Genomic DNA, 25,723 nt, shown 5'->3' with positions numbered 1-25,723 from the left:
GCAGGGCGGGGGGGACGTTTCATGGCAGCAGGCTCTTCGCAGTTAAAGAAGCTTCCACAGGTGTGGCGCTGGCCGGTAGCTCATCGCGCATCCTGTGGGAGCGGCTTTAGCCGCGAAGAGGGCGTCACAGGGTCAGTCCGAGGGATGATCCCGCAAAAACACCAGATGGTCCGGCTTGGACTGCTCGGCACTGTAGTAGTACCCCTGCACGTCGAACTGCTTGAGCTGTTCCGGGTCGCTGATGCGCTGCTGGATGACGAAGCGGCTCATCATGCCGCGGGCTTTCTTGGCGTAGAAGCTGATGATCTTGTACTGGCCGTTCTTCAGGTCCTTGAAGTCGACATTGATCACCCGGGCCTTCAGCGCGCTGCGTTTCACTGCACTGAAGTACTCGTTGCTGGCCAGGTTCAGCAGCACGTCATCGCCTTGTTCGGCCAGGGCCTGGTTCAGCCATTCGCTAATGCGTGTACCCCAGAAGGCATACAGGTCCTTGCCGCGGGCGTTGGCCAGCTTGGTGCCCATTTCCAGGCGGTAGGGCTGCATCAGGTCGAGCGGGCGCAGCAGGCCGTACAGGCCCGAAAGCATGCGCAGGTGGTCTTGCGCGTAACTGAAGTCGTCCTCGCCCAGGCTCTCTGCGTCGAGGCCGGTGTACACGTCACCCTTGAACGCCAGCAGGGCCTGCTTGGCATTGGCCGGGGTAAAGTCCGGAGTCCAGCTGCCGAAGCGGGCGGCGTTCAGGCCTGCGAGCTTGTCGGACAGGTGCATCAGTTCGCTGATCTGCGCCGGCGACAGTTCGCGCAGTTGCTGGATCAGTTCCTGGGAGTCGTCCAGGTACTCGGGCAGGGTGAAACGCTCGGTTACAGGCTTGGTGTCGTAGTCGAGGGTCTTGGCGGGGGAAATCACCGTCAGCATCGGGTCGGCTCCTGGCATCGTTGGCCACAGATTCTACGGGCTGGGCGGTGCAAGTCCAAACTATGGCGACGATAGTCACAGACCATGGCCGGTGCAGGCGCTATAGTTCGCGTTTTGCCGTTACGGAGCCTTCCACCGTGCGCATTGCCTTTGCCTTGCTGGCCGCTCTGCTGAGCCTGGCCGTGCAAGCCGCCCCTTTACCCCAGGTGAGCCTGGACCGCAGCCTGTGGCCCGAGCAACTGAACAGCCCGGCGTTGTTCGATGTAGCCTCGCGGGCAGAGATCCTGTCGTTTGCTCAGGTACTGCACGAAAGCGAGTTGCTAGACGACGCAGCGCTGGCGGCGCGGCTTGGGTTACGGCAGATCAACCTGCAGAAGGTACGCCTTGTGCGTGCGCGCATGTGGCAGCGGCTGTGGCAAGGGTATGAACAGGCGCAGCGCAGCTGCGAGCAGGATGCCTCATTCTGCTACCCGGTGACATCAATGGCGGATCTGCGCACGCAAGCCGCGACGTTCGCTGCCGATGTCGGCACGTTCTATACAAACTGGATCGAGCCGAGCCACCAGTTCCATGTGCGTTACCTGGACGAACAACTGCGCAAGGCTGCCTTGCTGCCGCAGACTACCAGTGAGGTGGAGCGGCTTTCTGCGCGGGAGCGCAATGGTGATGAATTGAACGACCGTATGTTCCTGCTGACCTTCGTCGGCGGCCCCGGGCCAGAGGGTGGCAACACCGATCTGCTTGCCGACTACCTGCGCCGGCAGAAGCTTGAAGGCACATTCTTCGTGTTGGGGAACCGCTTACAGCAACGCCGTGACGCCGGGGCGGCAAATGCCTTGCGCCAGGTCTACCGCGGCCAGTGTGTGGGCATTCAGGGTTGGGAATACCGTTCCCATGCCCAGTGGACGGACTGGCAGGACTCGTTGCGGCGCAGCCAGGCACGGGTGCAGGCCGACCTGCCGGCAGAGTATGTGCCGTTGTTCCGGCCACCCTACGGGCAGCGTCGTGCCGATGGCGAGGCGTTCATGGCCAGCCAGCAGCTGCGGGTATCGTTGTGGGATATCGATGCCCTGGACGATGGCGCACTGAGCGCAGAGGCCTCTGCGCAGCGGGTGCTGACCCTGATGCTGCTGTGGCGCAAGGGCGTGATCCAGCTCCATGACAGCCTGCCCAAGGCGCAGCCAGCGGTGGAGTGGTTGCTGCGCAACACCGCCCAGAGCGGCATTGGCTGGGCGGATTGCCGGGATTATGCTTATCGCGAAGAGGGGGTATGACTTCTGAGCGTAGTCCCCTCTGGCTTCGCCGCCAAGGCTTCTTCATCAATCAGAAAAATAAACTTCAAAACACATAAAAATACTTTTTTCGTTCATCGGTTTTGCGGTATGAAGAAACCAGACAGCCGATTCCTGCAGCACAGGTGGCGTCATCCAGGCCCACCTAGCCAGGTTCGCTTCCCGCCCGTAACAACGCGGTGCAGGGGAGACCGGTAGTCACTCTGCGGCGCAACAGACCGCGCCGTGTGGCTTCGACATAAGGTGACCGAGTATGGATGACCAAGGACGCAACCCTTCCTCCAGCAAGCCAATCCTGTATGTGCTCGATACCAACGTCCTGATTCACGACCCCAACGCGTTACTGAACTTCGAGGAGCACCATGTCGCCATCCCGATGACGGTGCTGGAGGAACTCGACAAGCTCAAGACCGGCAAACAGACCATCGCCGCCGAATGCCGCCAGGCCATCCGCCTGATCGACCAGACCCTGGGCGACGCCTCGCCCAACGATGTCGAGCAGGGCGTGCCGATCCAGCGCAACAAGAGCGGGCCCAAAGGCTTCCTGTCCATCCTGATGACCCCGCGCAACGAGCCGAACAAGCTGCTGCCGGAAAACCTCAACGACAACATCATCATCAACCAGCTGCTTGAAGTACGGGCGCGGCGCACCGACCTGGACGTGGTGCTGGTTACCAAAGACATCAACATGCGCTTGAAAGCGCGCGCCTGTGGCATTGCGGCCGAGGACTACAGCACCGACCAGCTGGTGGATGACGTGTCCTTGCTGTCCAAGGGCTACCACTCGGTCACCGGCTCGTTCTGGGACCGGGTCAGCAAGGTTGATACCCGTCAGGAGCGCGGCCGCACCTGGCATCGGGTGCAGATGATCGACAACCTGCCTGCGGTTCACATCAACGAGTTCATCATCGACGAACAGGGCTTCGTCGGCTGGATCAAGGGTATCCGCAACGATGAACTGCTGCTGCTCGACCTGCACCAGGAACCGTTGCTGCACCAGGAGGCCTGGGGGCTGAAGCCACGCGATATCCACCAGAGCCTGGCGCTGTTCGCGTTGCTCGATCCGGATATCCACCTGGTCAACCTGACTGGCGCGGCCGGTTCCGGCAAGACCATCCTGGCCCTGGCCGCGGCCATCGAGCAGACCATGGTCAGCAAGCGCTACCGGCGCATCATCGCCACCCGCAGCGTGCAGGGGCTGGACCAGGAAATCGGCTTCCTGCCGGGCACCGAGGCCGAGAAGATGGAGCCTTGGCTGGGCGCCATCACCGACAACCTCGAAGCCTTGCACATGGATGACGAAAGCACCCATGGCAGCGTCGAGTACATCCTTGAGCGCGTGCCGTTGCAGTTCAAGTCGCTGAACTACATCCGAGGCCGTAGTTTCCAGCAAAGCCTGATCCTGATCGACGAGTGCCAGAACCTGACGCCGCACCAGATGAAAACCATCATCACCCGTGCCGGCTCCGGTTCCAAGGTGGTCTGCCTGGGCAACCTGGCGCAGATCGACACCCCCTACCTGTCCGCGACCAGCTCGGGCCTGACCTACCTGACCGAGCGCTTCAAGGACTTCCCCCATGGCGTGCACATCACCCTGCAGGGCGTGCCACGCTCGGTGCTGGCCGAGTACGCCGAGTCGCATCTGTAACCTTCACCGCCGGGCGGTTCGCCGCCCGGCCTTCCCTTGTAGGAGCAGCCTTGTGCTGCGAAGAGGCCATTACAGGCATAGCTATTTTCCAGTCATGCCGGCCCTTTCGCAGCACAAGGCTGCTCCTGCAGGTGATGTGCATGCCTCATACCTCTGCTCAAACCTGACCCACAGGTTTACACTGGCTGTTCCCTTCACAGGAGCAGAGCAGTGCTGACACATCTTGATTCCCAGGGGCGGGCCAACATGGTCGACGTCACTGAAAAGGCCGTGACCGAGCGTGAGGCCATCGCCGAGGCGCGGGTGCGCATGTTGCCGCAGACCCTGCAGATGATCGTCGACGGCGAACATCCCAAGGGCGACGTGTTCGCCGTGGCACGCATTGCCGGGATCCAGGCGGCGAAGAAGACCAGCGACCTGATCCCGCTGTGCCACCCGCTGATGCTGACCAGCGTCAAGGTCGAGCTCAGCGCCGAGGGCGAGGACGCCGTGCGTATTGTCGCCCGTTGCAAGCTGGCTGGGCAGACCGGCGTGGAGATGGAAGCACTGACCGCTGCCAGCGTTGCCGCGCTGACGATCTACGACATGTGCAAGGCTGTGGACAAGGGCATGGTCATCGAACAGGTGCGCCTGCTGGAAAAGCTCGGCGGCAAGAGTGGCCACTACAAGGTGCAGGCATGATGAAGGTCAAGGTGATGTACTTCGCCCGCTACCGCGAACTGCTGGGTGTGGATGGCGAGCGTGTAGAAGGCGCGTTCAAGGTGCTGGACGATGTGCGCCAGGCCCTGGTGGGCAAGGGTGGGCACTATGCGGTGCTGGCTGAGCAGAACCTGATGTGCGCGCGCAACGAAGAGCTGTGCAAGCTTGATGAGCCACTGGAAGAGGGTGATGAAGTGGCGTTCTTCCCGCCGGTGACCGGAGGCTGAACATGGCAGTGCGAGTGCAGCAAGGCGCGTTCGACCCGGGCGCCGAGGTTAATTCCATGCATGCGGCCAATGTTGGCGTGGGCGCGGTGGTTGGTTTTGTCGGCTATGTGCGGGATTTCAACGATGGCCGCGAAGTGGCGGGGATGTTCCTTGAACACTACCCGGGCATGACCGAAAAGGCGCTGGCCAAGATCGTGGTCGAGGCCGAACAGCGCTGGCCGTTGCTCAAGGTGGAGGTGCTGCACCGCATCGGGGCGCTGGAGCCAGGCGAGCCGATCGTGTTTGTCGGTGTGGCCAGTGCCCATCGGCAGGCCGCGTTCGATGCCTGCAACTTCATCATGGACTACCTGAAGACCCGGGCGCCGTTCTGGAAGAAGGAGAATACCGAGGAAGGGCCGCGGTGGGTTGAAGGCAAGCAGAGTGACCAGGATGCGGCGGGGCGCTGGTAGATTTCTGTCTGATGGCCGGGGCTTTGCCCCGGTTCGCGGGGCAAGCCCGCTCTCACAGGTAATCCGCAGCTGCCGAAGCCTGTGCAGTACATGTGGGAGCCGGCTTGCCGGCGATTGGGCTGCAAAGCAGCCCCAGCATCAGTGGTGTTTGCGCGGCACTGGCTTTAGCAGTTCATCGGGCGGCATTTCGCACTTGATCTTGCGCCCCAGCAGTTCTTCGATGGCCGGCAACTGATACGAGTCATCCTCCCCGGCAAAACTGATCGACACGCCACTGGCCCCCGCCCGGCCGGTACGGCCAATGCGGTGCACGTAGTCGTCCGGGTCTTCTGGCAGGGTGAAGTTGATCACGTGGCTGATACCATCGATATGGATGCCACGCCCGGCCACGTCGGTGGCCACCAGCACGGTGATGCGCCCTTCGCGGAAGTTTTCCAGGGTGCGGATGCGCTTGTGCTGCGGCACGTCGCCCGACAGCTGGGCGGCATTGATGCCGTCGCGCACCAGTTTTTCCTCGATGCGCCGCACTTCGTCCTTGCGGTTGGCAAACACCATCACCCGTTCCCAGTTGTTCTGGGTCACCAGGTTGTACAGCAGCTTGTACTTGTCGCTGCCAGCCACCGCATACACGTGCTGCTCGACCGTTTCGCTGGCCACGTTTTCCGGTTCGATCTCGACGATGGCCGGGTTGGTGGTCCATTGCTTCGCCAGGTTCATCACGTCGTCGGTGAAGGTGGCGGAGAACAGCAGGGTCTGGCGCTCGCTTTTCGGCGGCGTCTGGCGAATGATCTGGCGCACCTGGGGGATAAAGCCCATGTCGAGCATGCGGTCGGCTTCGTCCAGCACCATCACCTCGACCATGTCCAGGTGCACCTCGCCGCGCTGGTTGAAGTCCAGCAGGCGGCCTGGGGTAGCTACGAGGATGTCGCAGTGGCGTGCTTCAAGGGCCTTCAGTTGCTTGTCGAAGTCCATGCCGCCGACGAAGCTCATGACGTTCAGCCCGGTGTACTTGGTCAGCGCAGCGGCGTCCTTGGCAATCTGCACCACCAGCTCGCGGGTAGGCGCGATGATCAGCGCACGCGGTTCGCCCATGTAGCGTTCCTTGGGCGGTGGCGTCTGCTGCAGCTGGGAAATGATCGAAATCAAAAACGCCGCAGTCTTGCCGGTACCGGTCTGTGCCCGGCCGATGGCGTCCTGGCCACGCAGGGTATAACCCAGCACCTGCGCCTGGATCGGCGTGCAGTACGGGAAGCCCAGGTCGTGGATGGCGTGCATCAGCTCGTTGGACAGTTTGAAGTCGTGGAAGCGGGTCTTGCCTTCCTGCGGCTCGACCACGAAGTCTTCCGGCTTCCACAGGCTGGCCTGCGGCTTGGGCTTGCGCTCGCGACGCGGTTTGTCCTTGCCCGCTTTGTCGGCAGGTGGCGTAGCGGTAGCGGTTGCGGTTTGTTCAGCCTCGGGGGCGGTGTTGGCATGCGGTACGGCCGGTTTTGCTGCGGGCCGGGCCTCTCTGGCGGGTGCGGGCGCAGGCGGCGTCACGCTGGCAGCAGGAGCGACGGCCTGTGGCGCGGCGTCTCCCTTGCCGAATATTTTCTTGAGTGCTTTGAGCACGATCGTCTCATCAACTGATTAAGGAATGTACGCCGGGCAGTGTAATGCAAGATCCGGGCGCGGCGTAGCGGAATACTCCCACAACTACAAGAGAGCCAGCCTATTGCAGTTGCTCGCTGAGCCAGTTGTGGATGTCGTTCAGTTCTTCGACTACCACTTCGTGTTCCATCGGGTATTCGTACCAGCGGGCGGCGACGCCCCAGGTGTTCAGGTACTCGAAGGCGGTGCGGCCCATGGACGGGATCACCACCGGGTCATGCACACCATGCAGGCACAGGGCCGGGGTGCGCTGCTGACAGGCACTCAACTGGTGCGCGTCATTGAAGGTGGGGGCATAGGTGGACAGGGCAATTACCCCGCCCAGTGCTTCTTGCCACTTTATATAGGCAGTGTGCAGCACCACCGCGCCACCCTGGGAGAAGCCGGCCAGGAAGATCCGCGACAGGTTGATGCCTTTGGCCTGCTCAGCCTTGATCAGGGCAACCACTTGCTCGGCCGACGCTTCCAGCTGCGCTTCGTCAATGGCGCGGGCCGGGGTCATGGCCTTGATGTCATACCAGCTGGGCATGGCATACCCGCCATTTATGGTAACTGGACGGGTCGGGGCCTGGGGCATGATGAAGCGGGTGCCGAGCAGACGCTCCTGCATGAATTCGGCCACAGGTAGGAAGTCGTAACGGTCGGCCCCCAGACCGTGCAACCAGATCACACAGGCGTCAGCGGTTTTCTGTGGTTCGAGAATCAGCGGGTTGGTCATGACTGCTCCGAAAGTGTGCGGGTCTTGTTATGGCGTGCGTGAAAAGAAGGCGCTGGAAATGATTGTCGGAAAAAGAATGTCGCAACGATACAACTTTCCCTACTTGACGAGCGCTTAAACGCTACAGCCACAGAATCTGGTACGCGCTTTGCAATTCAATCTGTGATGCAAAGGGCAGGCCGAGACGGTAACACCCTTTGTACGCGAAGGCTGTCACAGAACAGTCCATTGCGCCAATTGACCCAATAACAAGCCAATACGGGTCGGATACGCCTCAAAAGGGTGCGGTGCAATTCCGGCTCGATACAACAAGAGCGATTTGGAGGTTGTGAATGAAGATGTTGAAAACCACCCTGGCAGTCCTGACCGCTGCCGCCGCACTGGGCGCCGTGAGCACTGCCCAGGCCGGCGCCACCCTCGATGCGGTAAAGAAGAAGGGCTTCGTCCAGTGTGGCGTGAGCGACGGTCTTCCGGGCTTCTCGGTACCTGATGCGCAGGGCAAGATCGTCGGTATCGACGCCGATGTCTGTCGCGCCGTGGCCGCCGCCGTGTTCGGCGACGCGACCAAGGTCAAGTTCAGCCAGCTCAACGCCAAGGAACGCTTCACCGCCCTGCAGTCGGGCGAGGTCGACGTGCTATCGCGCAACACCACCTGGACCAGTTCGCGCGATGCCGGCATGGGCCTGGTGTTTGCCGGTGTCACCTACTACGACGGCGTTGGCTTCCTGGTCAACAAGAAGCTGGGTGTATCCAGTGCCAAGGAGCTTGATGGCGCAACCATCTGTATCCAGGCCGGTACCACCACCGAGCTGAACGTGTCGGACTTCTTCCGCGCCAATAACCTCAAGTACACCCCGATCACCTTCGACACCTCGGACGAAAGCGCCAAGTCGCTGGAGTCGGGCCGTTGCGACGTGCTGACCTCGGACAAGTCGCAGCTGTTCGCCCAGCGTTCCAAGCTGGCAGCGCCGACCGACTACGTGGTGCTGCCGGAAACCATCTCCAAGGAGCCGCTGGGCCCGGTGGTGCGTAAAGGCGACGAGGAGTGGTTCAGCATCGTCAAGTGGACCCTGTTCGCCATGCTCAACGCCGAAGAGGCGGGCGTCACCTCGAAGAATGTCGAGGCCGAAGCCAAAGGCACCAAAAACCCTGACGTCGCCCGCCTGCTGGGTGCGGATGGTGAGTACGGCAAGGACCTCAAGCTGCCCAAAGACTGGGTAGTTCAGATCGTCAAGCAAGTCGGCAACTACGGCGAAGTGTTCGAGAAGAACCTGGGCCAGAGCACCGACCTGAAGATCGACCGTGGCATGAACGCCCTGTGGAACAACGGCGGCATCCAGTACGCGCCACCTGTGCGCTGATGGTTGCATCCTGCGGCGGCATCCCGCCGCCGCAGGCTGTTCGAATCCCTACTGTCCGGGGCACTTCATGCAAAATCAAATCGGCGCACCCAAGGGCTTGTCCCTTAACGATCCGCGTGTGCGCGCGTGGCTGTTCCAGATCCTCACGATCGTCTTCGTGGTCGGCCTGGGCTGGTACCTGTTCCACAACACACAAACCAACCTGCAACACCGGGGTATCACCTCGGGCTTCGATTTCCTCGACCGCAGTGCAGGCTTCGGCATCGCCCAGCACCTGATCCCCTATGTGGAATCCGACAGCTATGCGCGGGTGTTCGTCATCGGCCTGCTCAATACCCTGCTGGTGACCTTCATCGGCGTCATCCTGGCGACCATTCTGGGCTTCATCATCGGTGTGGCTCGCCTGTCACCCAACTGGATGATCAACAAACTGGCGACCGTGTATGTGGAAACCTTCCGCAACATCCCGCCGTTGCTGCAGATCCTGTTCTGGTACTTCGCCGTGTTCCTGACGCTGCCGGGACCGCGGGGCAGCATCAACATCGACGATATGTTCTTCATCAGCAACCGTGGCCTGAACATGCCTGGCGCATCCATGGCTGATGGCTTCTGGCCATTCATCATTGCCCTGGTGGTGGCAATTGCCGCCATTGTCGTGATGGTGCGCCTGGCCAACAAGCGCTTCGACGAGACTGGCGTGCCGTTCCACAAGTTCTGGGTGGGGCTGGCGCTGCTGCTGGTCATCCCGGGCCTGAGCGTGCTGTTGTTCGGCAGCCCGGTCAGCTGGGAAGTGCCGCAGCTCAAGGGCTTCAACTTCGTCGGTGGCTGGGTGCTGATCCCTGAGCTGCTGGCGCTGACCTTGGCGCTGACTATCTATACGGCAGCCTTCATTGCTGAAATCGTGCGTTCCGGCATCCGTTCGGTCAGCCATGGTCAGACCGAAGCCGCGCGCTCGCTGGGCCTGCGCGAGGGGCCGACCCTGCGCAAGGTGATCATTCCCCAGGCACTGCGGGTGATCATTCCGCCGCTGACCAGCCAGTACCTGAACCTGGCGAAGAACTCCTCGCTGGCGGCCGGTATCGGTTACCCGGAGATGGTCTCGCTGTTCGCCGGCACCGTGCTCAATCAGACCGGCCAGGCCATTGAGGTGATTGCGATCACCATGAGTGTCTATCTCGCCATCAGCATCAGCATTTCGCTGCTGATGAACTGGTACAACAAGCGCATAGCGCTGATCGAGCGGTGAGGATACGTCCGTGAATGCCCATGTTTTCAAACCCGATATGCCGCCACCGGTGAAAACCGTCGGCGTGCTCGCATGGATGCGTGCCAATCTGTTCTCCAGCTGGCACAACACGCTGTTGACCCTGCTCGCCATCTACCTGGTATGGCTGATCGTGCCACCGCTGCTGCAGTGGGCGTTGATCGACGCCAACTGGGTCGGCACCACCCGCGCCGACTGCACCAAGGAGGGCGCCTGCTGGGTGTTCGTGCAGCAGCGCTTTGGCCAGTTCATGTACGGCTACTACCCGGCCGAGCTGCGCTGGCGGGTGGACCTGACGGTGTGGCTTGCCGTCATCGGCGCTGCGCCGCTGTTCATCAAGCGCTTCCCGCGCAAGGCCTTCTACGGCCTGGGCTTCCTGGTGCTGTACCCGATACTGGCCTACACCCTGCTGCACGGTGGGTACCTGGGCCTGGAAAGCGTACCGACAAGCCAGTGGGGCGGGTTGATGCTGACCCTGGTGATCGCCACCGTGGGTATTGTCGGCGCCTTGCCGCTGGGCATCCTGCTGGCCCTGGGCCGGCGTTCGAGGATGCCGGCCGTGAAGGTGGTGTGCGTGACCTTCATCGAGTTCTGGCGCGGCGTGCCGTTGATTACCGTGCTGTTCATGTCGTCGGTGATGCTGCCGTTGTTCCTGCCCGAAGGCATGAGCTTCGACAAGCTGCTGCGGGCAATGATCGGCGTGATCCTGTTCCAGTCGGCGTATATCGCCGAGGTGGTGCGCGGCGGTCTGCAGGCCATCCCCAAGGGCCAGTACGAAGCCGCTGCGGCCATGGGCCTGGGCTACTGGCGCTCGATGGGCCTGGTGATTCTGCCGCAGGCGCTCAAGCTGGTGATCCCCGGCATCGTCAACACCTTCATTGCCTTGTTCAAGGACACCAGCCTGGTGATCATCATCGGCCTGTTCGACCTGCTGAACAGCGTCAAGCAAGCTGCCGCCGACCCGGCCTGGCTGGGCATGGCTACCGAGGGCTATGTGTTCGCCGCCCTGGTGTTCTGGATTTTCTGTTTCGGTATGTCCCGCTACTCCATGCACCTGGAGCGCAAGCTGGACACTGGCCACAAGCGTTAGGAGTTTCGAAATGAGTGAAGCGATCAAGCAGCCTGCCGGCCCCGAAGGCATCATCCAGATGCAGGGTGTGAACAAGTGGTACGGCCAGTTCCATGTGCTCAAGGACATCAACCTGAACGTGCGCCAGGGCGAGCGCATCGTGCTGTGCGGGCCGTCCGGCTCGGGCAAGTCCACCACCATCCGTTGCCTCAACCGCCTGGAAGAGCACCAGCAGGGGCGTATCGTGGTCGATGGCGTCGAGCTGACCAACGACCTCAAGCAGATCGAGGCCATCCGCCGCGAAGTGGGCATGGTGTTCCAGCACTTCAACCTGTTCCCGCACCTGAGCATTCTGGAAAACTGCACCCTGGCGCCCATGTGGGTGCGCAAGATGCCGCGGCGCAAGGCCGAGGAAATTGCCATGCATTATCTGGAGCGTGTGCGTATTCCCGAGCAGGCACACAAGTACCCGGGGCAGTTGTCGGGTGGCCAGCAGCAGCGTGTGGCCATTGCCCGTGCGCTGTGCATGAAGCCGAAGATCATGCTGTTCGACGAGCCGACCTCGGCGCTGGACCCGGAAATGGTCAAGGAAGTGCTCGATACCATGGTGGGCCTGGCCGAAGACGGCATGACCATGCTCTGCGTGACCCACGAGATGGGCTTTGCCCGCACCGTGGCGAACCGGGTGATCTTCATGGACAAGGGGGAGATCGTGGAGCAGGCGGCGCCGGATGACTTCTTCGACCGGCCGCGCAGTGACCGGACCAGGTTGTTCCTGAGCCAGATCCTGCATTGAGGCAACTGGTGCTGCACTATTGAGGGGGCTGTCGCGATCCCTGTAGGAGCGGCCTTGTGCCGCGAAAGGGCCGCGCAGCGGCCCCAGGGTTTCAGCTTCGCCGCTGATATGGCTGGGGCCGCCATGCGGCCCTTTCGCGGCACAAGGCCGCTTCTACACGGGAGGGTTACTTTTCTTCTTGCGTTGCAGCCGGCGCCGGTGGCGGCCGCAGCCCCACCTCGGCAATCAGCTTCAGCTGCTGCCCATTGCGCATCACCTCGATGGTGATCTTGTCGGTGGGCTTGATCCGCGCCACCTGGTTCATCGACTTGCGCCCGTCACCGGCCGGTTCGCCGTTGATGCTCAGGATCACGTCACCCAGTTGCAACCCGGCCTTGGCCGCCGGCCCTTCGCGGAAGATACCGGCCACCACGATACCCGGGCGGTCCTTCATGCCGAACGATTCGGCCAGCTCCTGGCTCAGCGGCTGCACCTCGATGCCCAGCCAGCCACGGATCACCTGGCCGTGCTCGACGATCGACTTCATCACCTCCAGTGCCAGTTTCACCGGGATGGCGAAGCCGATGCCCTGCGAACCGCCGGACTTGGAGAAGATCGCGGTGTTGATGCCGACCAGGTTGCCACTGGCATCGACCAGTGCGCCGCCCGAGTTGCCGGGGTTGATCGCTGCGTCGGTCTGGATGAAGTCTTCGTAGTTGTTCAGGCCCAGCTGGTTACGGCCGGTGGCACTGATGATGCCCATGGTCACGGTTTGGCCGACCCCGAACGGGTTGCCGATGGCCAGCGACACGTCGCCGATGTGGATGGTGTCGGAACGGCCGATGGTGATCGCCGGCAGGTTCTTCAGGTCGATCTTCAGCACCGCCAGGTCGGTTTCCGGGTCGCTGCCGATCACGCGGGCCAGGGTTTCGCGGCCATCTTTCAGGGCCACGACGATCTGGTCGGCGCCGCTGGTGACATGGTTGTTGGTCAGCAGGTAGCCCTCGGGGCTCATGATCACCGCCGAGCCCAGGCTCGATTCCCAACGGCGTTGCTTGGGCAGGTTGTCGCCGAAGAAACGGCGGAACTGCGGGTCTTCGAACAGCGGATGGGCGCTTTTGTTCACCACTTTGGTGGTGTACAGGTTGACCACGGCGGGGGCGGCCAGTGTCACGGCGTCGGCATACGACACCGGGCCCTGCATGATCCGCGTGGTCTGCGGTGCCTGTTGCAGGTTGACGTCCTGGCTGGGCAGGCCTACCCACTCCGGGAAGCGCTGGATGATCAGCATGGCGATCAGTACGCCGGTTAGCAGGGGCCAGCCAAAGTAACGCAAAGCCTTGAACATGAACGAATCCTGGAAAGAGCGAGGGCCAGTGGCCGCGCAGTGGGGCATGAGCGCGCGCGATCATACACCGGTTCCCCCAGTGCCGGCGACGGCCCATAATGGCCGGCATTATACGGGCGTTCCATTGGCGTTGCGCCCGAGAAAAGCGCAGTTTTCGAGGAGATTTTCATGGCCGTCGCTCTAAACATCCTGGTCGAGGAAGCCGAGCGTTACCTGGGCAGCGCGAAGATCCAGGATTATTGCCCCAATGGCCTGCAAGTGGAGGGCCGGCCGCAGGTCAGTCGTATCGTCAGCGGCGTTACTGCCAGCCAGGCGTTGCTGGATGCTGCGGTCGAGGCCCAGGCCGACCTGGTGCTGGTGCACCATGGTTACTTCTGGAAGGGTGAGAACCCGTGCATTACCGGTATCCGCCAGCGTCGCCTGAAAACCTTGCTGAACAACGACATCAGCCTGCTGGCGTTTCACCTGCCGCTGGATGTGCATCCGGAGGTAGGCAACAACGTGCAGTTGGCGCGGCAACTGGACATCACCGTCGAAGGCCCGCTGGACCCGGAGAACCCCAAGGTGGTGGGGTTGGTCGGCTCACTGGCTGAACCTGTGACTGCGCGCGATTTTGCCCGGCGGGTTCAGGAAGTGCTGGGGCGTGAGCCGTTGCTGGTGGACGGCGAGCAGATGATCCGCAGGGTCGGCTGGTGCACCGGTGGCGGGCAGGGTTACATCGACACGGCGATTGCCGCCGGGGTGGACCTGTACCTGACCGGCGAGGCGTCGGAGCAGACCTACCACAGCGCGCGCGAGAATGGCGTCAGCTTCATTGCTGCCGGGCACCATGCCACCGAGCGTTACGGGGTGCAGGCGCTGGGCGATTACCTTGCGCGGCGGTTTGCCGTGGAGCACCTGTTCATCGATTGCCCCAATCCCATCTGAGGCTTTCGGAGTTGCATGCGGTTCGTTGTAGGAGCAGCCTTGTGCTGCGAAGGGTCGACGCAAGCAATAGATCCCTATCTGCTGTACCGGCCTCTTCGCAGCACAAGGCTGCTCCTGCAGGGCTCGGTGCTGGGCAGGCAGAGCCCAAACCCGCAGTCATATCGTTAGACCTTTTCGATCTAGCCCGCCTCCTAAATAGAAGCAGCCGCTGTGATAAAGTGGCTCGCTCGAACACGGCCCGCAGGCCGTCCATAAGATCGTTTTTCGTGAGTAGCCATGGTCGACAAACTGACGCACTTGAAACAGCTGGAGGCGGAAAGCATCCACATTATCCGCGAGGTGGCCGCCGAGTTCGACAACCCGGTGATGCTGTACTCGATCGGCAAGGATTCCGCCGTGATGCTGCACCTGGCGCGCAAGGCCTTCTTCCCGGGCAAGCTGCCGTTCCCGGTGATGCACGTCGACACCCAGTGGAAATTCCAGGAGATGTACAGCTTCCGCGACAAGATGGTCGAGGAAATGGGCCTGGAACTGATCACCCACGTCAACCCTGAGGGTGTGGCGCAGGGCATCAACCCGTTCACCCATGGCAGCTCCAAGCACACCGACATCATGAAGACCCAGGGCTTGAAGCAGGCACTGGACAAGCATGGTTTCGACGCCGCCTTCGGTGGCGCGCGCCGCGACGAAGAGAAGTCGCGGGCCAAAGAGCGTGTGTATTCGTTCCGCGACAGCAAGCACCGCTGGGACCCGAAAAACCAGCGCCCCGAGCTGTGGAACGTTTACAACGGCAAGGTCAACAAGGGCGAGTCGATCCGCGTCTTCCCGCTGTCGAACTGGACCGAGCTGGACATCTGGCAGTACATCTACCTTGAAGGCATCCCGATCGTGCCGCTGTACTTCGCCGCCGAGCGTGAAGTCATCGAGAAGAACGGCACCCTGATCATGATCGACGACGAGCGCATCCTCGAGCACCTTTCCGAGGAAGAGAAGGCCCGTATCGTCAAGAAGAAGGTGCGTTTCCGTACCCTCGGTTGCTACCCGTTGACGGGTGCTGTCGAGTCGGAAGCAGAAACGCTGACCGACATCATTCAGGAAATGCTCCTGACGCGCACTTCCGAGCGCCAGGGCCGGGTCATCGACCACGATGGCGCCGGTTCCATGGAAGACAAAAAACGTCAGGGCTACTTCTAATTTTCAGGGTTACTCCATGTCGCACCAATCCGATTTGATCAGCGAAGACATCCTCGCTTATCTGGCTCAGCACGAGCGCAAAGAACTGCTGCGTTTCCTCACCTGCGGCAACGTGGATGACGGCAAGAGCACCCTGATCGGGCGCCTGCTGCACGATTCGAAGATGATCTACGAGGACCACCTCGAAGCCATCACCCGTGATTCGAAGAAAGTCGGCACCACCGGCGAAGAAATCGACCTGGCATTGCTGGTCGACGGCCTGCAGGCCGAGCGTGAGCAGGGCATCACCATCGATGTCGCCTACCGCTACTTCTCCACCGCCAAGCGCAAGTTCATCATCGCCGACACCCCGGGCCACGAGCAGTACACCCGCAACATGGCCACCGGTGCGTCCACCTGCGACCTGGCGATCATCCTGGTCGATGCCCGCTACGGCGTGCAGACCCAGACCCGTCGCCACAGCTACATTGCCTCGCTGCTGGGCATCAAGCACATCGTGGTCGCAATCAACAAGATGGACCTGAAGGGCTTCGATGAAGGCGTATTCGAGTCGATCAAGGCCGACTACCTGAAGTTTGCCGAAGCCATCAACCTGACCCCGAGCAGCCTGCACTTCGTTCCAATGTCGGCGCTCAAGGGCGACAACGTGGTCAACCATAGCGAGCGTTCGCCGTGGTACACCGGCCCGACGCTGATGGAAATCCTCGAAACTGTCGAGGTTGCGGCCGACCGCAACTTCACCGACCTGCGCTTCCCGGTGCAGTACGTGAACCGCCCGAACCTGAACTTCCGCGGCTTCGCCGGCACCATTGCCAGCGGCGTGGTGCACAAGGGCGACGAAATCGTCGTGCTGCCGTCGGGCAAGAGCAGCCGCGTCAAGTCCATCGTCACCTACGAAGGTGAACTGGAAAACGCCGGCCCAGGCCAGGCCGTGACCCTGACCATGGAAGACGAGATCGACATCTCCCGTGGCGACCTGCTGGTACATGCCGACAACGTACCGCCGGTGACCGACCAGTTCGATGCCATGCTGGTGTGGATGGCCGAAGAGCCAATGCTCCCGGGCAAGAAGTACGACATCAAGCGCGCCACCAGCTACGTGCCGGGCTCGATTGCCAGCATCACCCACAAGGTCGATGTGAACACCCTGGAGCAGGGCGCTGCCAGCGCACTGCAACTGAACGAGATCGGCCGCGTGAAAGTTGCGCTGGACGCCTCGATCGCCCTGGACGGCTACGACAGCAACCGCACCACCGGTGCGTTCATCGTGATCGACCGCCTGACCAACGGCACCGTCGGCGCCGGCATGATCATCGCTCCGCCTGTTCTGCCACACGGCAGCACCGGCCAGCATGGCAAGCAGGCCCACGTGTCTACCGAAGAGCGCGCCCTGCGCTTCGGCCAGCAGCCAGCCACCGTGCTGTTCAGCGGCCTGTCCGGCGCTGGCAAGAGCACCTTGGCCTATGCCGTGGAGCGCAAGCTGTTCGACATGGGCCGTGCGGTATACGTGCTCGACGGCCAGAACCTGCGCCACGACCTGAACAAGGGTTTGCCGCAAGACCGCGCCGGTCGCACCGAAAACTGGCGCCGCGCCGCCCATGTGGCGCGCCAGTTCAACGAAGCCGGCCTGCTGACCCTGGCTGCGTTCGTGGCCCCGGATGCCGAAGGCCGCGAACAGGCCAAGGCCCTGATCGGCAAAGAGCGCCTGGTGACCGTTTACGTCCAGGCCTCGCCGCTGGCTTGCCGCGAGCGCGACCCGCAAGGCCTGTACGCTGCCGGTGGCGAAAACATCCCGGGCGAAAGCTTCCCGTTCGATGTGCCGCTGGATGCAGACCTTGTGATCGACACCCAGGCCACTAGCGTGGACGAAGGTGTGAAACTGGTGCTGGACGTACTGCGCCAGCGTGGCGCTATCTAAGCGCTGGCCAGCAGGAAAAACCCCGCTTCGGCGGGGTTTTTTTATTTCTCGCTCCCGCAGGTGCTGCGTATCCGGTTCAGATATGTTTTTCCGACACCGGAATCACCCGCCGCTCCTTCACCGCCTTGTAGGAAAAACTCGAATAGATCTCCTTCACCCCCGGCAGCCGCTGCAGCACTTCGCGGGTGAACTCCCCGAACGACTCCAGGTCCCGGGCCAGGATCTCCAGCAAAAAGTCATAGCGCCCGGAGATGTTGTGGCAGGCCACGATTTCGGGGATTTCCATAAGCCGCTGCTCAAACGCCAGCGCCATGTCCTTGGTGTGTGAGTCCATCATGATGCTGACGAACGCGGTCACGCCAAACCCCAGCGACTTGGGCGAGAGGATGGCCTGGTAGCCAGTGATATAGCCGTTGTCTTCCAGCAGCTTGACCCGGCGCCAGCAGGGCGAGGTGGTCAATGCCACCTGGTCGGCAAGTTCGGCGACGGTGAGGCGGGCGTTGTCCTGCAAGGCGGCGAGCAGGGCGCGGTCGGTGCGGTCGAGGCTTGAAGGCATGTTTTGCCCTCCTGGTCCGTTAATTGTTGTTTTTGTTCCAGCAAGCACGCAGATGCGTGGGCAATTTTGGAAAAAATCGGGCAGCTCGGTGGCATAAGCTTATAACAAACCACAAGAGGCTGTTGCCATGCGCGGCTCCCCTAACAACACCGGTTTTTCCACACGGGCCATTCACCATGGCTACGACCCGCTTTCCCACGGTGGTGCCCTGGTGCCGCCGGTGTACCAGACCGCTACCTATGCCTTCCCGACTGTCGAATACGGCGCTGCGTGCTTCGCCGGGGAGGAGGCGGGGCACTTCTATAGCCGCATCTCCAACCCCACCCTGGCCTTGCTCGAGCAACGCATGGCTTCACTGGAGGGTGGTGAGGGGGGATTGGCGCTGGCGTCGGGGATGGGGGCCATTACTTCGACGCTCTGGACCCTGCTGCGGCCTGGTGATGAGCTGATCGTGGGGCGCACCTTGTATGGCTGCACCTTTGCGTTCCTGCACCATGGCATTGGCGAGTTCGGGGTCAAGATCCACCATGTCGACCTTAACGATGCCAAGGCCCTGAAAGCGGCGATCAACAGCAAAACGCGGATGATCTACTTCGAAACACCGGCCAACCCCAACATGCAACTGGTGGATATAGCGGCGGTCGTCGAGGCGGTGCGGGGGAGTGATGTGCTTGTGGTGGTCGACAACACCTACTGCACGCCCTACCTGCAGCGGCCACTGGAACTGGGGGCGGACCTGGTGGTGCATTCGGCGACCAAGTACCTCAGTGGCCATGGGGACATCACCGCAGGCCTGGTGGTGGGGCGCAAGGCGCTGGTCGACCGGATTCGCCTTGAAGGGCTCAAAGACATGACCGGGGCTGTGCTGTCGCCGCATGACGCTTCGCTATTGATGCGCGGTATCAAGACCTTGGCTCTGCGCATGGACCGCCACTGCGCCAATGCGTTGCAGGTTGCGCAGTTTCTGGCTCGGCAGCCGCAGGTGGAGCTGATTCACTACCCAGGGTTGCCGTCGTTTGCCCAGTACGAACTGGCACAGCGGCAGATGCGTCTGCCGGGCGGGATGATTGCCTTTGAGCTCAAGGGGGGGATAGAGGCAGGGCGGCGTTTCATGAATGCGCTGCAGCTTTTTGCCCGGGCAGTGAGCCTGGGGGATGCGGAGTCGCTGGCTCAGCACCCGGCGAGCATGACGCACTCCAGTTACACGCCACAAGAGCGGGCGCATCACGGGATATCAGAGGGGCTGGTGAGGTTGTCAGTGGGGCTGGAGGATGGGGAGGACCTGCTGGCAGATATCGAGGTGGCGTTGAAGGCGTGTGCATGACCTTGCCTTGCAGGATCGGGAATACTTGCCCAATGCCTTACGGGATCAGGCGATGGCACTTTGGATGAGCTGGTGAATTGGCCGGCTTATCCAAGAGGAGTTTGACAATGAGCGTATTCCCGAAATACATCGACCTGTTCATTTGCCGCAGTGGCGGTGACGATGATGAAGGTGGCCAGTCCTGGCGCAAGCCTTGATCTGAACTGGGAACCCCGCACTGGCGGGGTTCTCTTGGCGATTCAAAGCACAAAAAAGGCCTCTTGCGAGGCCTTTTTCATGTTCAGCAGATCAACGCTTGAGCCCGTAGCTCTCATCGAGCATGCCCGGCGAATTTGGCGCTTTTGGCGCATAGTCGCGCGGCACTTCGGCGGTGTCTTTCGGTGGGGTCAGGCGGTCACGCGGGCCTTGCGGCGCTTCGGAATGCAGTGCAGCCAGCAGGCGCTGGCGAGTGACTTCATCGAGGGCCAGGCTGTTGGCGCCTTCGGCCAGGTGATCCTGTACGTCCTGGTAGCTCTGGGTCAGTTTCTTGACCAGCATGGCGGTGCTGTTGAAGTGGGTGACCACTTCGTTCTGGTAGCTGTCGAAGCGCTTCTGGATGTCATCCAGTTGGCGCTGGGTGTTGCTCGGCGCCGCGTTGGGCAGCAGGCGGGCAACAATGAAACCGACCGCCACACCGATGACCAGGGCCAGGGTTGGCAACAACCAAACAAGGAGCGAGAGTTCCACGAGTCCTTCCTCTATAAACGGCTTTGCTTTACGTTAACGGCTCAGACCTGCGCTGTATACCGCGAGCGATCGCAAATCAGAACAGAATTCCTCACCTAGACGAATCGACCCTTCCCGAGGTCACGGAGTAGTGCCTTGCTTGTCCGCGAAACCCCCTTGTTCATCGATGGCCCCAGCGGCCAGCTGGAAGCCTTGTACCTGGACGTGGCCGATGCCCGTGGCGCGGTGCTGATCTGCCACCCCAACCCGGTCCAGGGCGGCACCATGCTCAACAAGGTGGTCTCGACCCTGCAACGCACCGCCCGCGATGCCGGCTATGTGACCCTGCGTTTCAACTACCGTGGCGTCGGCCAGAGCGCCGGTAGCCATGACATGGGGGGCGGCGAAGTGGCCGATGCCGAGGCCGCCGCCGCCTGGCTGCGTGCCAGGCACCCCGACCTGCCACTGGTGCTGATGGGCTTCTCGTTCGGCGGTTTCGTTGCCACCAGCCTGGCCGGCCGCCTGGAAGCCGCCGGGGTAACGCTGCAACAATTGTTCATGATTGCCCCGGCAGTCATGCGCCTGACGGCCGAATTCCCGCTGCCACAGCACTGCCCGATCACCGTGGTGCAGCCAGATGCCGACGAAGTGGTCGCGCCGCAGTTGGTTTACGAATGGTCCGATAGCCTGTCGCGCCCCCATGAGCTGCTGAAAGTGGCAGAATGCGGACACTTCTTCCATGGCAAGCTGACCGATCTGAAGGATCTGCTGCTGCCGCGCCTTTCGAACTGAGCCAAGCCTGAATAAGCGAACACCCATGACCACGCGCATTCTTACCGGTATCACCACCACCGGCACTCCGCACCTGGGCAACTACGCCGGCGCCATTCGCCCTGCGATCCGTGCCAGCCAGCAGCCCGGTGCCGACTCGTTCTACTTCCTGGCCGACTACCACGCCTTGATCAAGTGCGACGACCCGCTGCGTATCCAGCGTTCGCGCCTGGAGATAGCCGCCACCTGGCTGGCTGGTGGCCTGGACCCGGACAAGGTGACCTTCTACCGCCAGTCCGACATCCCGGAAATCCCCGAGCTGACCTGGCTGCTGACCTGCGTTGCCGCCAAGGGCCTGCTGAACCGCGCGCATGCCTACAAGGCCTCGGTGGACAAGAACGTCGAGAACGGCGAAGACCCGGACGCCGGCGTGACCATGGGCCTGTTCAGCTACCCGGTACTGATGGCCGCCGACATCCTGATGTTCAACGCCCACAAGGTGCCGGTCGGCCGTGACCAGATCCAGCACGTGGAAATGGCCCGCGACATCGGCCAGCGCTTCAACCACCTGTTCGGCCAGGGCCGGGACTTCTTCGCCCTGCCGGAGGCGGTGATCGAGGAAAGCGTGGCCACGTTGCCAGGCCTGGACGGGCGCAAGATGTCCAAGAGCTATGACAACACCATCCCGTTGTTTACCAGCGCCAAGGACATGAAGGACGCCATCTCGCGCATCGTCACTGACTCGCGCGCGCCAGGCGAAGCGAAAGACCCGGACAATTCGCACCTGTTCACCCTGTACCAGGCCTTCTCGACGCCGCAGCAATGCGCCGAATTCCGCGAAGAGCTGCTGCAGGGCCTGGGCTGGGGCGATGCCAAGCAGCGCCTGTTCCAGCTGCTGGATGGCCAATTGGCCGAAAAACGCGAGTACTACCACCAGTTGATCGCCCGCCCGGCGGACCTGGAAGACATCCTGCTGGCCGGCGCCGCCAAGGCACGCAAGATTGCCACGCCGTTCCTCGAGCAACTGCGCGAAGCCGTTGGCCTGCGTTCGTTCCGTAGCGGTGTGCAAGCCGGCACCGAGGTGAAGAAGAAGGCCGCCAAGAGCGCACGCTTCGTCAGCTTCCGCGACGAAGACGGCAGCTTCCGCTTCCGCCTGCTGGCCGCTGACGGCGAGCAACTGCTGCTGTCGCGCAGCTTCGCCGACGGCAAGAGCGCCGGCGCCGTGAGCAAGCAGCTTCAGCAGGGTGGCGAGGCTGATGTACGGGTCGAAGGCTTGAGCTTCGGCCTGTGGCTCAATGGCGAGCAGGTTGCCGACGGGCCGCAGTTCGACAGCGCCCAAGCCCGTGATGCGGCCATTCAAAGCCTGCGTGATGCCCTGGCACCACAGCAGGACTGAGGCATATTGACGCAAGTCTGATTGCCATTAAGCGGGCCTGTCGCTACAGTGACGGCCCGTTTTTTGTTGCCTCGCTAACGAATCATGACTCCCTTAGAACGCTATCAAGCAGATCTGAAACGTCCCGACTTCTTCCATGACGCGGCGCAGGAAACTGCGGTGCGTCACCTGCAGCGCCTGTACGACGACCTGGTACAGGCGCAGAACAACAAGCCGGGCGTGTTTGGCAAGCTGTTCGGCAAGAAGGAGCAGACCCCGGTCAAGGGCCTGTACTTCTGGGGTGGGGTAGGGCGAGGCAAGACCTACCTGGTCGATACCTTCTACGAAGCGCTGCCGTTCAAGCAGAAGATGCGTACGCACTTCCACCGCTTCATGAAGCGTGTGCACGAGGAAATGAAAACCCTCAAGGGCGAGAAGAACCCGCTGACCATCATCGCCAAGCGCTTCAGCGACGAAGCCAGGGTGATCTGCTTCGACGAATTCTTCGTGTCGGACATTACCGACGCCATGATCCTCGGCACCCTGATGGAAGAGCTGTTCAAGAACGGCGTGTCGCTTGTAGCCACCTCCAACATCGTGCCGGACGGCCTGTACAAGGACGGCCTGCAACGCGCACGCTTCCTGCCTGCCATTGCCATGATCAAGCAGTTCACCGACGTGGTGAACGTTGACAGTGGGGTCGACTACCGCCTGCGTCACCTGGAGCAGGCCGAACTGTTCCACTACCCGCTCAACGATGCGGCGCACCAGAGCATGCGCGCCAGCTTCAAGGCGCTGACGCCTGAGTGCACCCAGGCGGTCGAGAACGATGTGCTGATGATCGAGAACCGTCCGATCAATGCCCTGCGCACCTGTGACGATGTCGCCTGGTTCGACTTCCGCGCCCTGTGCGATGGGCCGCGCAGCCAGAACGACTACATCGAACTGGGCAAGATCTTCCATGCCGTGCTGTTGAGCAATGTGGAGCAGATGGGTGTCGCCACCGACGACATCGCCCGTCGTTTCATCAACATGGTGGACGAGTTCTACGACCGCAACGTCAAGCTGATCATCTCGGCCGAGGTGGAGCTCAAAGACCTGTACACCGGCGGGCGCCTGAGCTTCGAGTTCCAGCGCACCCTGAGCCGGTTGCTGGAGATGCAGTCGCACGAATTCCTGTCGCGCGCGCACAAGCCATAAGAACATGGGGCTGCAAAGCAGCCCCATGGCCCTCAAGCCTCTTGCATGAACTGCTGCCGATACTGGTTCGGCGACAGCTCGGTGTGCTGACGGAAAAGCCGCGCAAAGAAACTGGCATCGTCATAGCCAACTTCGTAGCTGATGGTCTTGATGCTCTTGCGCGTGCTCGACAGCAACCCCTTGGCGGTCTCGATCCGCAGCCGTTGCAGGTAGTGCAGCGGCTTGTCACCTGTCGCGCCCTGGAAGCGGCGCATGAAGTTGCGGATGCTCATGCCGTGGTTGCGGGCCACATCCTCGAAGCGGAACTTGTCGGCGAAGTGTTCCTCCAGCCAATGCTGGATCTGCAGAATGATCAGGTCCTGATGCAGCTTCTGCCCGCCAAAGCCCATGCGCCCCGGGGTGTAGTTGCGCTGCACTTCGTAGAGGATGTCGCGGGCCGCGGCGCGGGCCACATTTGCGCCGCAGAAGCGCTCGATCAGGTAGATGTACAGGTCGCAGGCCGAAGTGGCGCCGCCGGCGCAATAGATATTGTCGGCGTCGGTCAGGTGCTTGTCCTGGTTCAGCCGGATCTTCGGAAAGCGTTCGGCAAAGCTGGTGAAGAAGCGCCAGTAGGTCGTCGCCTCCTTGCCATCGAGCAGGCCGGATTCGGCCAGCCAGAACACACCACTGGCCTCGGCGCACAGCACCGCACCGCGGGCATGCTGTTCACGCAGCCATGGCAGCACCTGTGGATAACGTTGCAGGAGGTTGTCGAAATCGTCCCAGTAGGCCGGGAGGATGATCACATCGGCGTCGTCCAGGCCGCCGTCGACCGGTAGCTGAACATTACTGAAGCTGTCCACGGGCTGGCCGTCGGGGCTCACCAGGTGGATCTCGAACATGGGCTGCAAGCCCAGGCCCAGCTGCTTGCTGTAACGCAGGCTGGCGAGATGGAAGAAATCCTTGGCCTGCATCAAGGTCGAAGCAAACACCTTGTCAATGGCCAGGATGCTGACGCGCCGCAGCGACGCGGAGGGTTGGGTAAACATCATTGTCATTGTTCTTATAGGGTAGAGTGGTCAATCACCGGCTGGATCGTCTTATTTTTTGGCGATTGTGTCTACCCCGTGTAACAGCGGGGCCGCGAAGCGGCCCCTTTCAGCTCAAGGCGCCGGGTTCGGCTGCTCCTGGTGAATCGCCTCGATTGCTGCCAGCAACTCATCGCTCAGGCTCAGGTCAAGGCTCGCCAGGTTGCTGTCCAGCTGCTGCAGGCTGGTCGCGCCAATGATGTTGCTGGTCACGAACGGCTGCCGGGTGACGAACGCCAGGGCCATCTGCGCCGGGTCCAGGCCGTGCTCGCGGGCCAGTTGCACGTACCGGCTGCAGGCTGCCACGGTCTGCGGGTTTGAATAGCGGGCAAAGCGGCTGAACAGGGTCAGGCGCGCGTTGCCCGGCCGTGCGCCGTTCTCGTACTTGCCCGAGAGCATGCCGAACGCCAGCGGCGAATAGGCCAGCAGGCCGCACTGCTCGCGGATGGCCACTTCCGCCAGGCCCACCTCGAAGCTGCGGTTTAGCAGGTTGTACGGGTTCTGGATCGACACCGCCCGCGGCCAGCCTCGGCTTTCGGCCAGTTGCAGGAACTTCATGGTGCCCCACGGCGTTTCGTTGGACAGGCCGATGTGGCGGATCTTGCCCGCCCGCACCTGCTCGTCGAGTACTTCGAGGGTTTCTTCCAGCGGAGTGAAGTGGTCCTGGGGCAGGTGCTGGTAGCCCAGCTTGCCGAAGAAGTTGGTGCTGCGTTCCGGCCAGTGCAGCTGGTACAGGTCGATACGGTCGGTCTGCAGGCGCTTCAGGCTCTCCTCCAGGGCCGCGACGATGTGCTGGCGGTTGTGCTTGAGCTGGCCGTCGCGGATGTGGCTGATGCCGTTGCCAGGGCCTGCAACCTTGCTGGCCAGCACCCAGTCGTCGCGATCACCGTTGTCACGGAACCAGTTGCCGATGATGCGCTCGGTGGCTGCGTAGGTTTCCGGGCGGGGCGGCACCGGGTACATCTCGGCGGTGTCGATGAAGTTGATCCCGGCGGCCTTGGCCCGGGCAATCTGTTCGAAGGCTTCGGCCTGAACGTTCTGTTCGCCCCAGGTCATGGTGCCCAGGCACAGGGCGCTGACATTGAGGTCGGTACGGCCGAGCTGGCGGTATTCCATCGGTTAGACACTCCTTGGCAATAGATACCTATCAAAGCAGGTTGAAATTTTTCTCGCAATCTGGATAATTCAGCCCCTCTCCGCGTGGCGGAAGTGATGCACCATCACGCAGGAAGAACCCCGTCGAACATTGGCGTGCCCGACCCGAGCCCCCAAAAGCG

24 protein-coding genes are annotated in these 25,723 nt (G+C 61.9%); 16 read left to right on the top strand and 8 right to left on the bottom strand.

Annotated elements, in window-relative coordinates; all coding sequences use genetic code 11:
• Positions 1–132 precede the first annotated feature (132 nt).
• Positions 133–912 (bottom strand): peroxide stress protein YaaA, encoded by a 780-nt coding sequence (gene yaaA, locus MRBLPB4O_RS23400; RefSeq protein WP_341796731.1) that lies wholly within the window; start codon positions 910–912, stop codon positions 133–135.
• Between the two features lie 137 nt (positions 913–1,049).
• Here yaaA and MRBLPB4O_RS23395 point away from each other — a divergent pair, with 137 nt between their 5' ends.
• The 5 genes from MRBLPB4O_RS23395 (at position 1,050) to moaE (ending at position 5,227) form a co-directional block, all read left to right on the top strand.
• Positions 1,050–2,186 (top strand): polysaccharide deacetylase family protein, encoded by a 1,137-nt coding sequence (locus MRBLPB4O_RS23395; RefSeq protein ID WP_341796730.1) that lies wholly within the window; start codon positions 1,050–1,052, stop codon positions 2,184–2,186.
• Between the two features lie 271 nt (positions 2,187–2,457).
• Positions 2,458–3,852, top strand: a complete 1,395-nt coding sequence (locus MRBLPB4O_RS23390; protein WP_016498013.1) for a PhoH family protein — start codon at positions 2,458–2,460, stop codon at positions 3,850–3,852.
• Between the two features lie 210 nt (positions 3,853–4,062).
• Positions 4,063–4,533 (top strand): cyclic pyranopterin monophosphate synthase MoaC, encoded by a 471-nt coding sequence (gene moaC / locus MRBLPB4O_RS23385; protein ID WP_016498014.1) that lies wholly within the window; start codon positions 4,063–4,065, stop codon positions 4,531–4,533.
• On the top strand, positions 4,533–4,778 hold the full coding sequence (locus MRBLPB4O_RS23380; RefSeq protein ID WP_061202735.1) for a MoaD/ThiS family protein: 246 nt from the start codon (positions 4,533–4,535) through the stop codon (positions 4,776–4,778). The genes moaC and MRBLPB4O_RS23380 overlap by 1 nt, the downstream gene beginning before the upstream one ends.
• A 2-nt stretch (positions 4,779–4,780) precedes the next feature.
• Positions 4,781–5,227, top strand: a complete 447-nt coding sequence (gene moaE, locus MRBLPB4O_RS23375; RefSeq protein WP_341796729.1) for a molybdopterin synthase catalytic subunit MoaE — start codon at positions 4,781–4,783, stop codon at positions 5,225–5,227.
• Positions 5,228–5,365: 138 nt separating this feature from the next.
• Here the strand turns inward: moaE and rhlB are convergent, their stop codons facing one another.
• Entirely contained in the window at positions 5,366–6,835 is a 1,470-nt protein-coding gene (gene rhlB, locus MRBLPB4O_RS23370; RefSeq protein ID WP_341796728.1) for an ATP-dependent RNA helicase RhlB, read from the bottom strand.
• Between the two features lie 100 nt (positions 6,836–6,935).
• Positions 6,936–7,592 (bottom strand): alpha/beta fold hydrolase, encoded by a 657-nt coding sequence (locus MRBLPB4O_RS23365; RefSeq protein ID WP_341796727.1) that lies wholly within the window; start codon positions 7,590–7,592, stop codon positions 6,936–6,938.
• Positions 7,593–7,924: 332 nt separating this feature from the next.
• On the opposite strand from MRBLPB4O_RS23365, the gene MRBLPB4O_RS23360 reads away from it, so the two are divergent.
• From MRBLPB4O_RS23360 to MRBLPB4O_RS23345, 4 genes are all read left to right on the top strand, one after another.
• Entirely contained in the window at positions 7,925–8,953 is a 1,029-nt protein-coding gene (locus MRBLPB4O_RS23360; RefSeq protein ID WP_043197986.1) for an amino acid ABC transporter substrate-binding protein, read from the top strand.
• A 67-nt stretch (positions 8,954–9,020) separates the two neighbouring features.
• Complete coding sequence (locus MRBLPB4O_RS23355; protein ID WP_341796726.1) at positions 9,021–10,199, top strand: amino acid ABC transporter permease; 1,179 nt, start codon at positions 9,021–9,023, stop codon at positions 10,197–10,199.
• Positions 10,200–10,209: 10 nt separating this feature from the next.
• On the top strand, positions 10,210–11,307 hold the full coding sequence (locus tag MRBLPB4O_RS23350; protein WP_341796725.1) for an amino acid ABC transporter permease: 1,098 nt from the start codon (positions 10,210–10,212) through the stop codon (positions 11,305–11,307).
• A gap of 10 nt (positions 11,308–11,317) precedes the next feature.
• On the top strand, positions 11,318–12,082 hold the full coding sequence (locus MRBLPB4O_RS23345; RefSeq protein WP_016498022.1) for an amino acid ABC transporter ATP-binding protein: 765 nt from the start codon (positions 11,318–11,320) through the stop codon (positions 12,080–12,082).
• 166 nt (positions 12,083–12,248) lie between these two features.
• Here MRBLPB4O_RS23345 and algW read toward each other — a convergent pair whose 3' ends face one another.
• Positions 12,249–13,409 (bottom strand): Do family serine endopeptidase AlgW, encoded by a 1,161-nt coding sequence (gene algW / locus MRBLPB4O_RS23340; RefSeq protein ID WP_063422316.1) that lies wholly within the window; start codon positions 13,407–13,409, stop codon positions 12,249–12,251.
• 168 nt (positions 13,410–13,577) lie between these two features.
• Between algW and MRBLPB4O_RS23335 the strand changes: the two genes are divergently transcribed.
• The 3 genes from MRBLPB4O_RS23335 (at position 13,578) to cysN (ending at position 17,448) form a co-directional block, all read left to right on the top strand.
• Entirely contained in the window at positions 13,578–14,336 is a 759-nt protein-coding gene (locus tag MRBLPB4O_RS23335) for a Nif3-like dinuclear metal center hexameric protein (protein ID WP_049274848.1), read from the top strand.
• A 276-nt stretch (positions 14,337–14,612) separates the two neighbouring features.
• The gene (cysD, locus tag MRBLPB4O_RS23330; protein WP_003251799.1) at positions 14,613–15,530 is read left to right on the top strand and encodes a sulfate adenylyltransferase subunit CysD; all 918 of its coding nucleotides are present in this window, start codon (positions 14,613–14,615) and stop codon (positions 15,528–15,530) included.
• A 16-nt stretch (positions 15,531–15,546) separates the two neighbouring features.
• Complete coding sequence (gene cysN / locus MRBLPB4O_RS23325; protein ID WP_341796724.1) at positions 15,547–17,448, top strand: sulfate adenylyltransferase subunit CysN; 1,902 nt, start codon at positions 15,547–15,549, stop codon at positions 17,446–17,448.
• 76 nt (positions 17,449–17,524) lie between these two features.
• Here the strand turns inward: cysN and MRBLPB4O_RS23320 are convergent, their stop codons facing one another.
• Complete coding sequence (locus MRBLPB4O_RS23320; RefSeq protein ID WP_016498026.1) at positions 17,525–18,004, bottom strand: Lrp/AsnC family transcriptional regulator; 480 nt, start codon at positions 18,002–18,004, stop codon at positions 17,525–17,527.
• A 127-nt stretch (positions 18,005–18,131) separates the two neighbouring features.
• Between MRBLPB4O_RS23320 and MRBLPB4O_RS23315 the strand changes: the two genes are divergently transcribed.
• Complete coding sequence (locus MRBLPB4O_RS23315) at positions 18,132–19,328, top strand: methionine gamma-lyase (protein WP_341796723.1); 1,197 nt, start codon at positions 18,132–18,134, stop codon at positions 19,326–19,328.
• Positions 19,329–19,616: 288 nt separating this feature from the next.
• Here the strand turns inward: MRBLPB4O_RS23315 and MRBLPB4O_RS23310 are convergent, their stop codons facing one another.
• Positions 19,617–20,054: a DUF1043 family protein gene (locus MRBLPB4O_RS23310; RefSeq protein ID WP_016488987.1), complete on the bottom strand. Its 438-nt coding sequence runs from the start codon at positions 20,052–20,054 to the stop codon at positions 19,617–19,619.
• 135 nt (positions 20,055–20,189) lie between these two features.
• Between MRBLPB4O_RS23310 and MRBLPB4O_RS23305 the strand changes: the two genes are divergently transcribed.
• The 3 genes from MRBLPB4O_RS23305 to zapE all read left to right on the top strand — a co-directional run bounded on the left by MRBLPB4O_RS23305 (position 20,190) and on the right by zapE (position 23,379).
• The gene (locus tag MRBLPB4O_RS23305; protein ID WP_341796722.1) at positions 20,190–20,825 is read left to right on the top strand and encodes an alpha/beta fold hydrolase; all 636 of its coding nucleotides are present in this window, start codon (positions 20,190–20,192) and stop codon (positions 20,823–20,825) included.
• A 25-nt stretch (positions 20,826–20,850) separates the two neighbouring features.
• Positions 20,851–22,200, top strand: a complete 1,350-nt coding sequence (locus MRBLPB4O_RS23300; protein WP_341796721.1) for a tryptophan--tRNA ligase — start codon at positions 20,851–20,853, stop codon at positions 22,198–22,200.
• Positions 22,201–22,284: 84 nt separating this feature from the next.
• Positions 22,285–23,379, top strand: a complete 1,095-nt coding sequence (gene zapE, locus MRBLPB4O_RS23295) for a cell division protein ZapE (protein WP_016498030.1) — start codon at positions 22,285–22,287, stop codon at positions 23,377–23,379.
• Between the two features lie 32 nt (positions 23,380–23,411).
• On the opposite strand, the gene MRBLPB4O_RS23290 is transcribed toward zapE, so the two are convergent.
• Both MRBLPB4O_RS23290 and MRBLPB4O_RS23285 read right to left on the bottom strand, forming a co-directional pair.
• Positions 23,412–24,332, bottom strand: coding sequence for a GlxA family transcriptional regulator (locus MRBLPB4O_RS23290; RefSeq protein ID WP_341798924.1), 921 nt, complete (start codon positions 24,330–24,332; stop codon positions 23,412–23,414).
• A gap of 189 nt (positions 24,333–24,521) precedes the next feature.
• Positions 24,522–25,562 (bottom strand): NADP(H)-dependent aldo-keto reductase, encoded by a 1,041-nt coding sequence (locus tag MRBLPB4O_RS23285; RefSeq protein ID WP_341796720.1) that lies wholly within the window; start codon positions 25,560–25,562, stop codon positions 24,522–24,524.
• Between the last annotated feature and the right edge of the window lie 161 nt (positions 25,563–25,723).

The organism is Pseudomonas sp. LPB4.O (assembly GCF_038383825.1).
Lineage (GTDB): Bacteria > Pseudomonadota > Gammaproteobacteria > Pseudomonadales > Pseudomonadaceae > Aquipseudomonas > Aquipseudomonas putida.
The sequence above is the reverse complement of the archived record's forward strand: the minus strand, read 5'-3'. Positions and strand labels throughout refer to the sequence as shown.

What these genes read in the sequence shown, in the direction of transcription:
- MRBLPB4O_RS23320 (WP_016498026.1), bottom strand. Translation starts at nt 18,004, where the DNA reads ATGCCTTCAAGCCTCGACCGCACCGACCGCGCCCTGCTCGCCGCCTTG.
- MRBLPB4O_RS23315 (WP_341796723.1), top strand. Translation starts at nt 18,132, where the DNA reads ATGCGCGGCTCCCCTAACAACACCGGTTTTTCCACACGGGCCATTCAC.
- MRBLPB4O_RS23285 (WP_341796720.1), bottom strand. Translation starts at nt 25,562, where the DNA reads ATGGAATACCGCCAGCTCGGCCGTACCGACCTCAATGTCAGCGCCCTG.
- yaaA (WP_341796731.1), bottom strand. Translation starts at nt 912, where the DNA reads ATGCTGACGGTGATTTCCCCCGCCAAGACCCTCGACTACGACACCAAG.
- MRBLPB4O_RS23335 (WP_049274848.1), top strand. Translation starts at nt 13,578, where the DNA reads ATGGCCGTCGCTCTAAACATCCTGGTCGAGGAAGCCGAGCGTTACCTG.
- MRBLPB4O_RS23380 (WP_061202735.1), top strand. Translation starts at nt 4,533, where the DNA reads ATGAAGGTCAAGGTGATGTACTTCGCCCGCTACCGCGAACTGCTGGGT.
- MRBLPB4O_RS23300 (WP_341796721.1), top strand. Translation starts at nt 20,851, where the DNA reads ATGACCACGCGCATTCTTACCGGTATCACCACCACCGGCACTCCGCAC.
- MRBLPB4O_RS23345 (WP_016498022.1), top strand. Translation starts at nt 11,318, where the DNA reads ATGAGTGAAGCGATCAAGCAGCCTGCCGGCCCCGAAGGCATCATCCAG.
- cysD (WP_003251799.1), top strand. Translation starts at nt 14,613, where the DNA reads ATGGTCGACAAACTGACGCACTTGAAACAGCTGGAGGCGGAAAGCATC.
- MRBLPB4O_RS23355 (WP_341796726.1), top strand. Translation starts at nt 9,021, where the DNA reads ATGCAAAATCAAATCGGCGCACCCAAGGGCTTGTCCCTTAACGATCCG.
- MRBLPB4O_RS23365 (WP_341796727.1), bottom strand. Translation starts at nt 7,592, where the DNA reads ATGACCAACCCGCTGATTCTCGAACCACAGAAAACCGCTGACGCCTGT.
- zapE (WP_016498030.1), top strand. Translation starts at nt 22,285, where the DNA reads ATGACTCCCTTAGAACGCTATCAAGCAGATCTGAAACGTCCCGACTTC.
- MRBLPB4O_RS23390 (WP_016498013.1), top strand. Translation starts at nt 2,458, where the DNA reads ATGGATGACCAAGGACGCAACCCTTCCTCCAGCAAGCCAATCCTGTAT.
- moaE (WP_341796729.1), top strand. Translation starts at nt 4,781, where the DNA reads ATGGCAGTGCGAGTGCAGCAAGGCGCGTTCGACCCGGGCGCCGAGGTT.
- cysN (WP_341796724.1), top strand. Translation starts at nt 15,547, where the DNA reads ATGTCGCACCAATCCGATTTGATCAGCGAAGACATCCTCGCTTATCTG.
- algW (WP_063422316.1), bottom strand. Translation starts at nt 13,409, where the DNA reads ATGTTCAAGGCTTTGCGTTACTTTGGCTGGCCCCTGCTAACCGGCGTA.
- MRBLPB4O_RS23360 (WP_043197986.1), top strand. Translation starts at nt 7,925, where the DNA reads ATGAAGATGTTGAAAACCACCCTGGCAGTCCTGACCGCTGCCGCCGCA.
- MRBLPB4O_RS23290 (WP_341798924.1), bottom strand. Translation starts at nt 24,332, where the DNA reads ATGCAGGCCAAGGATTTCTTCCATCTCGCCAGCCTGCGTTACAGCAAG.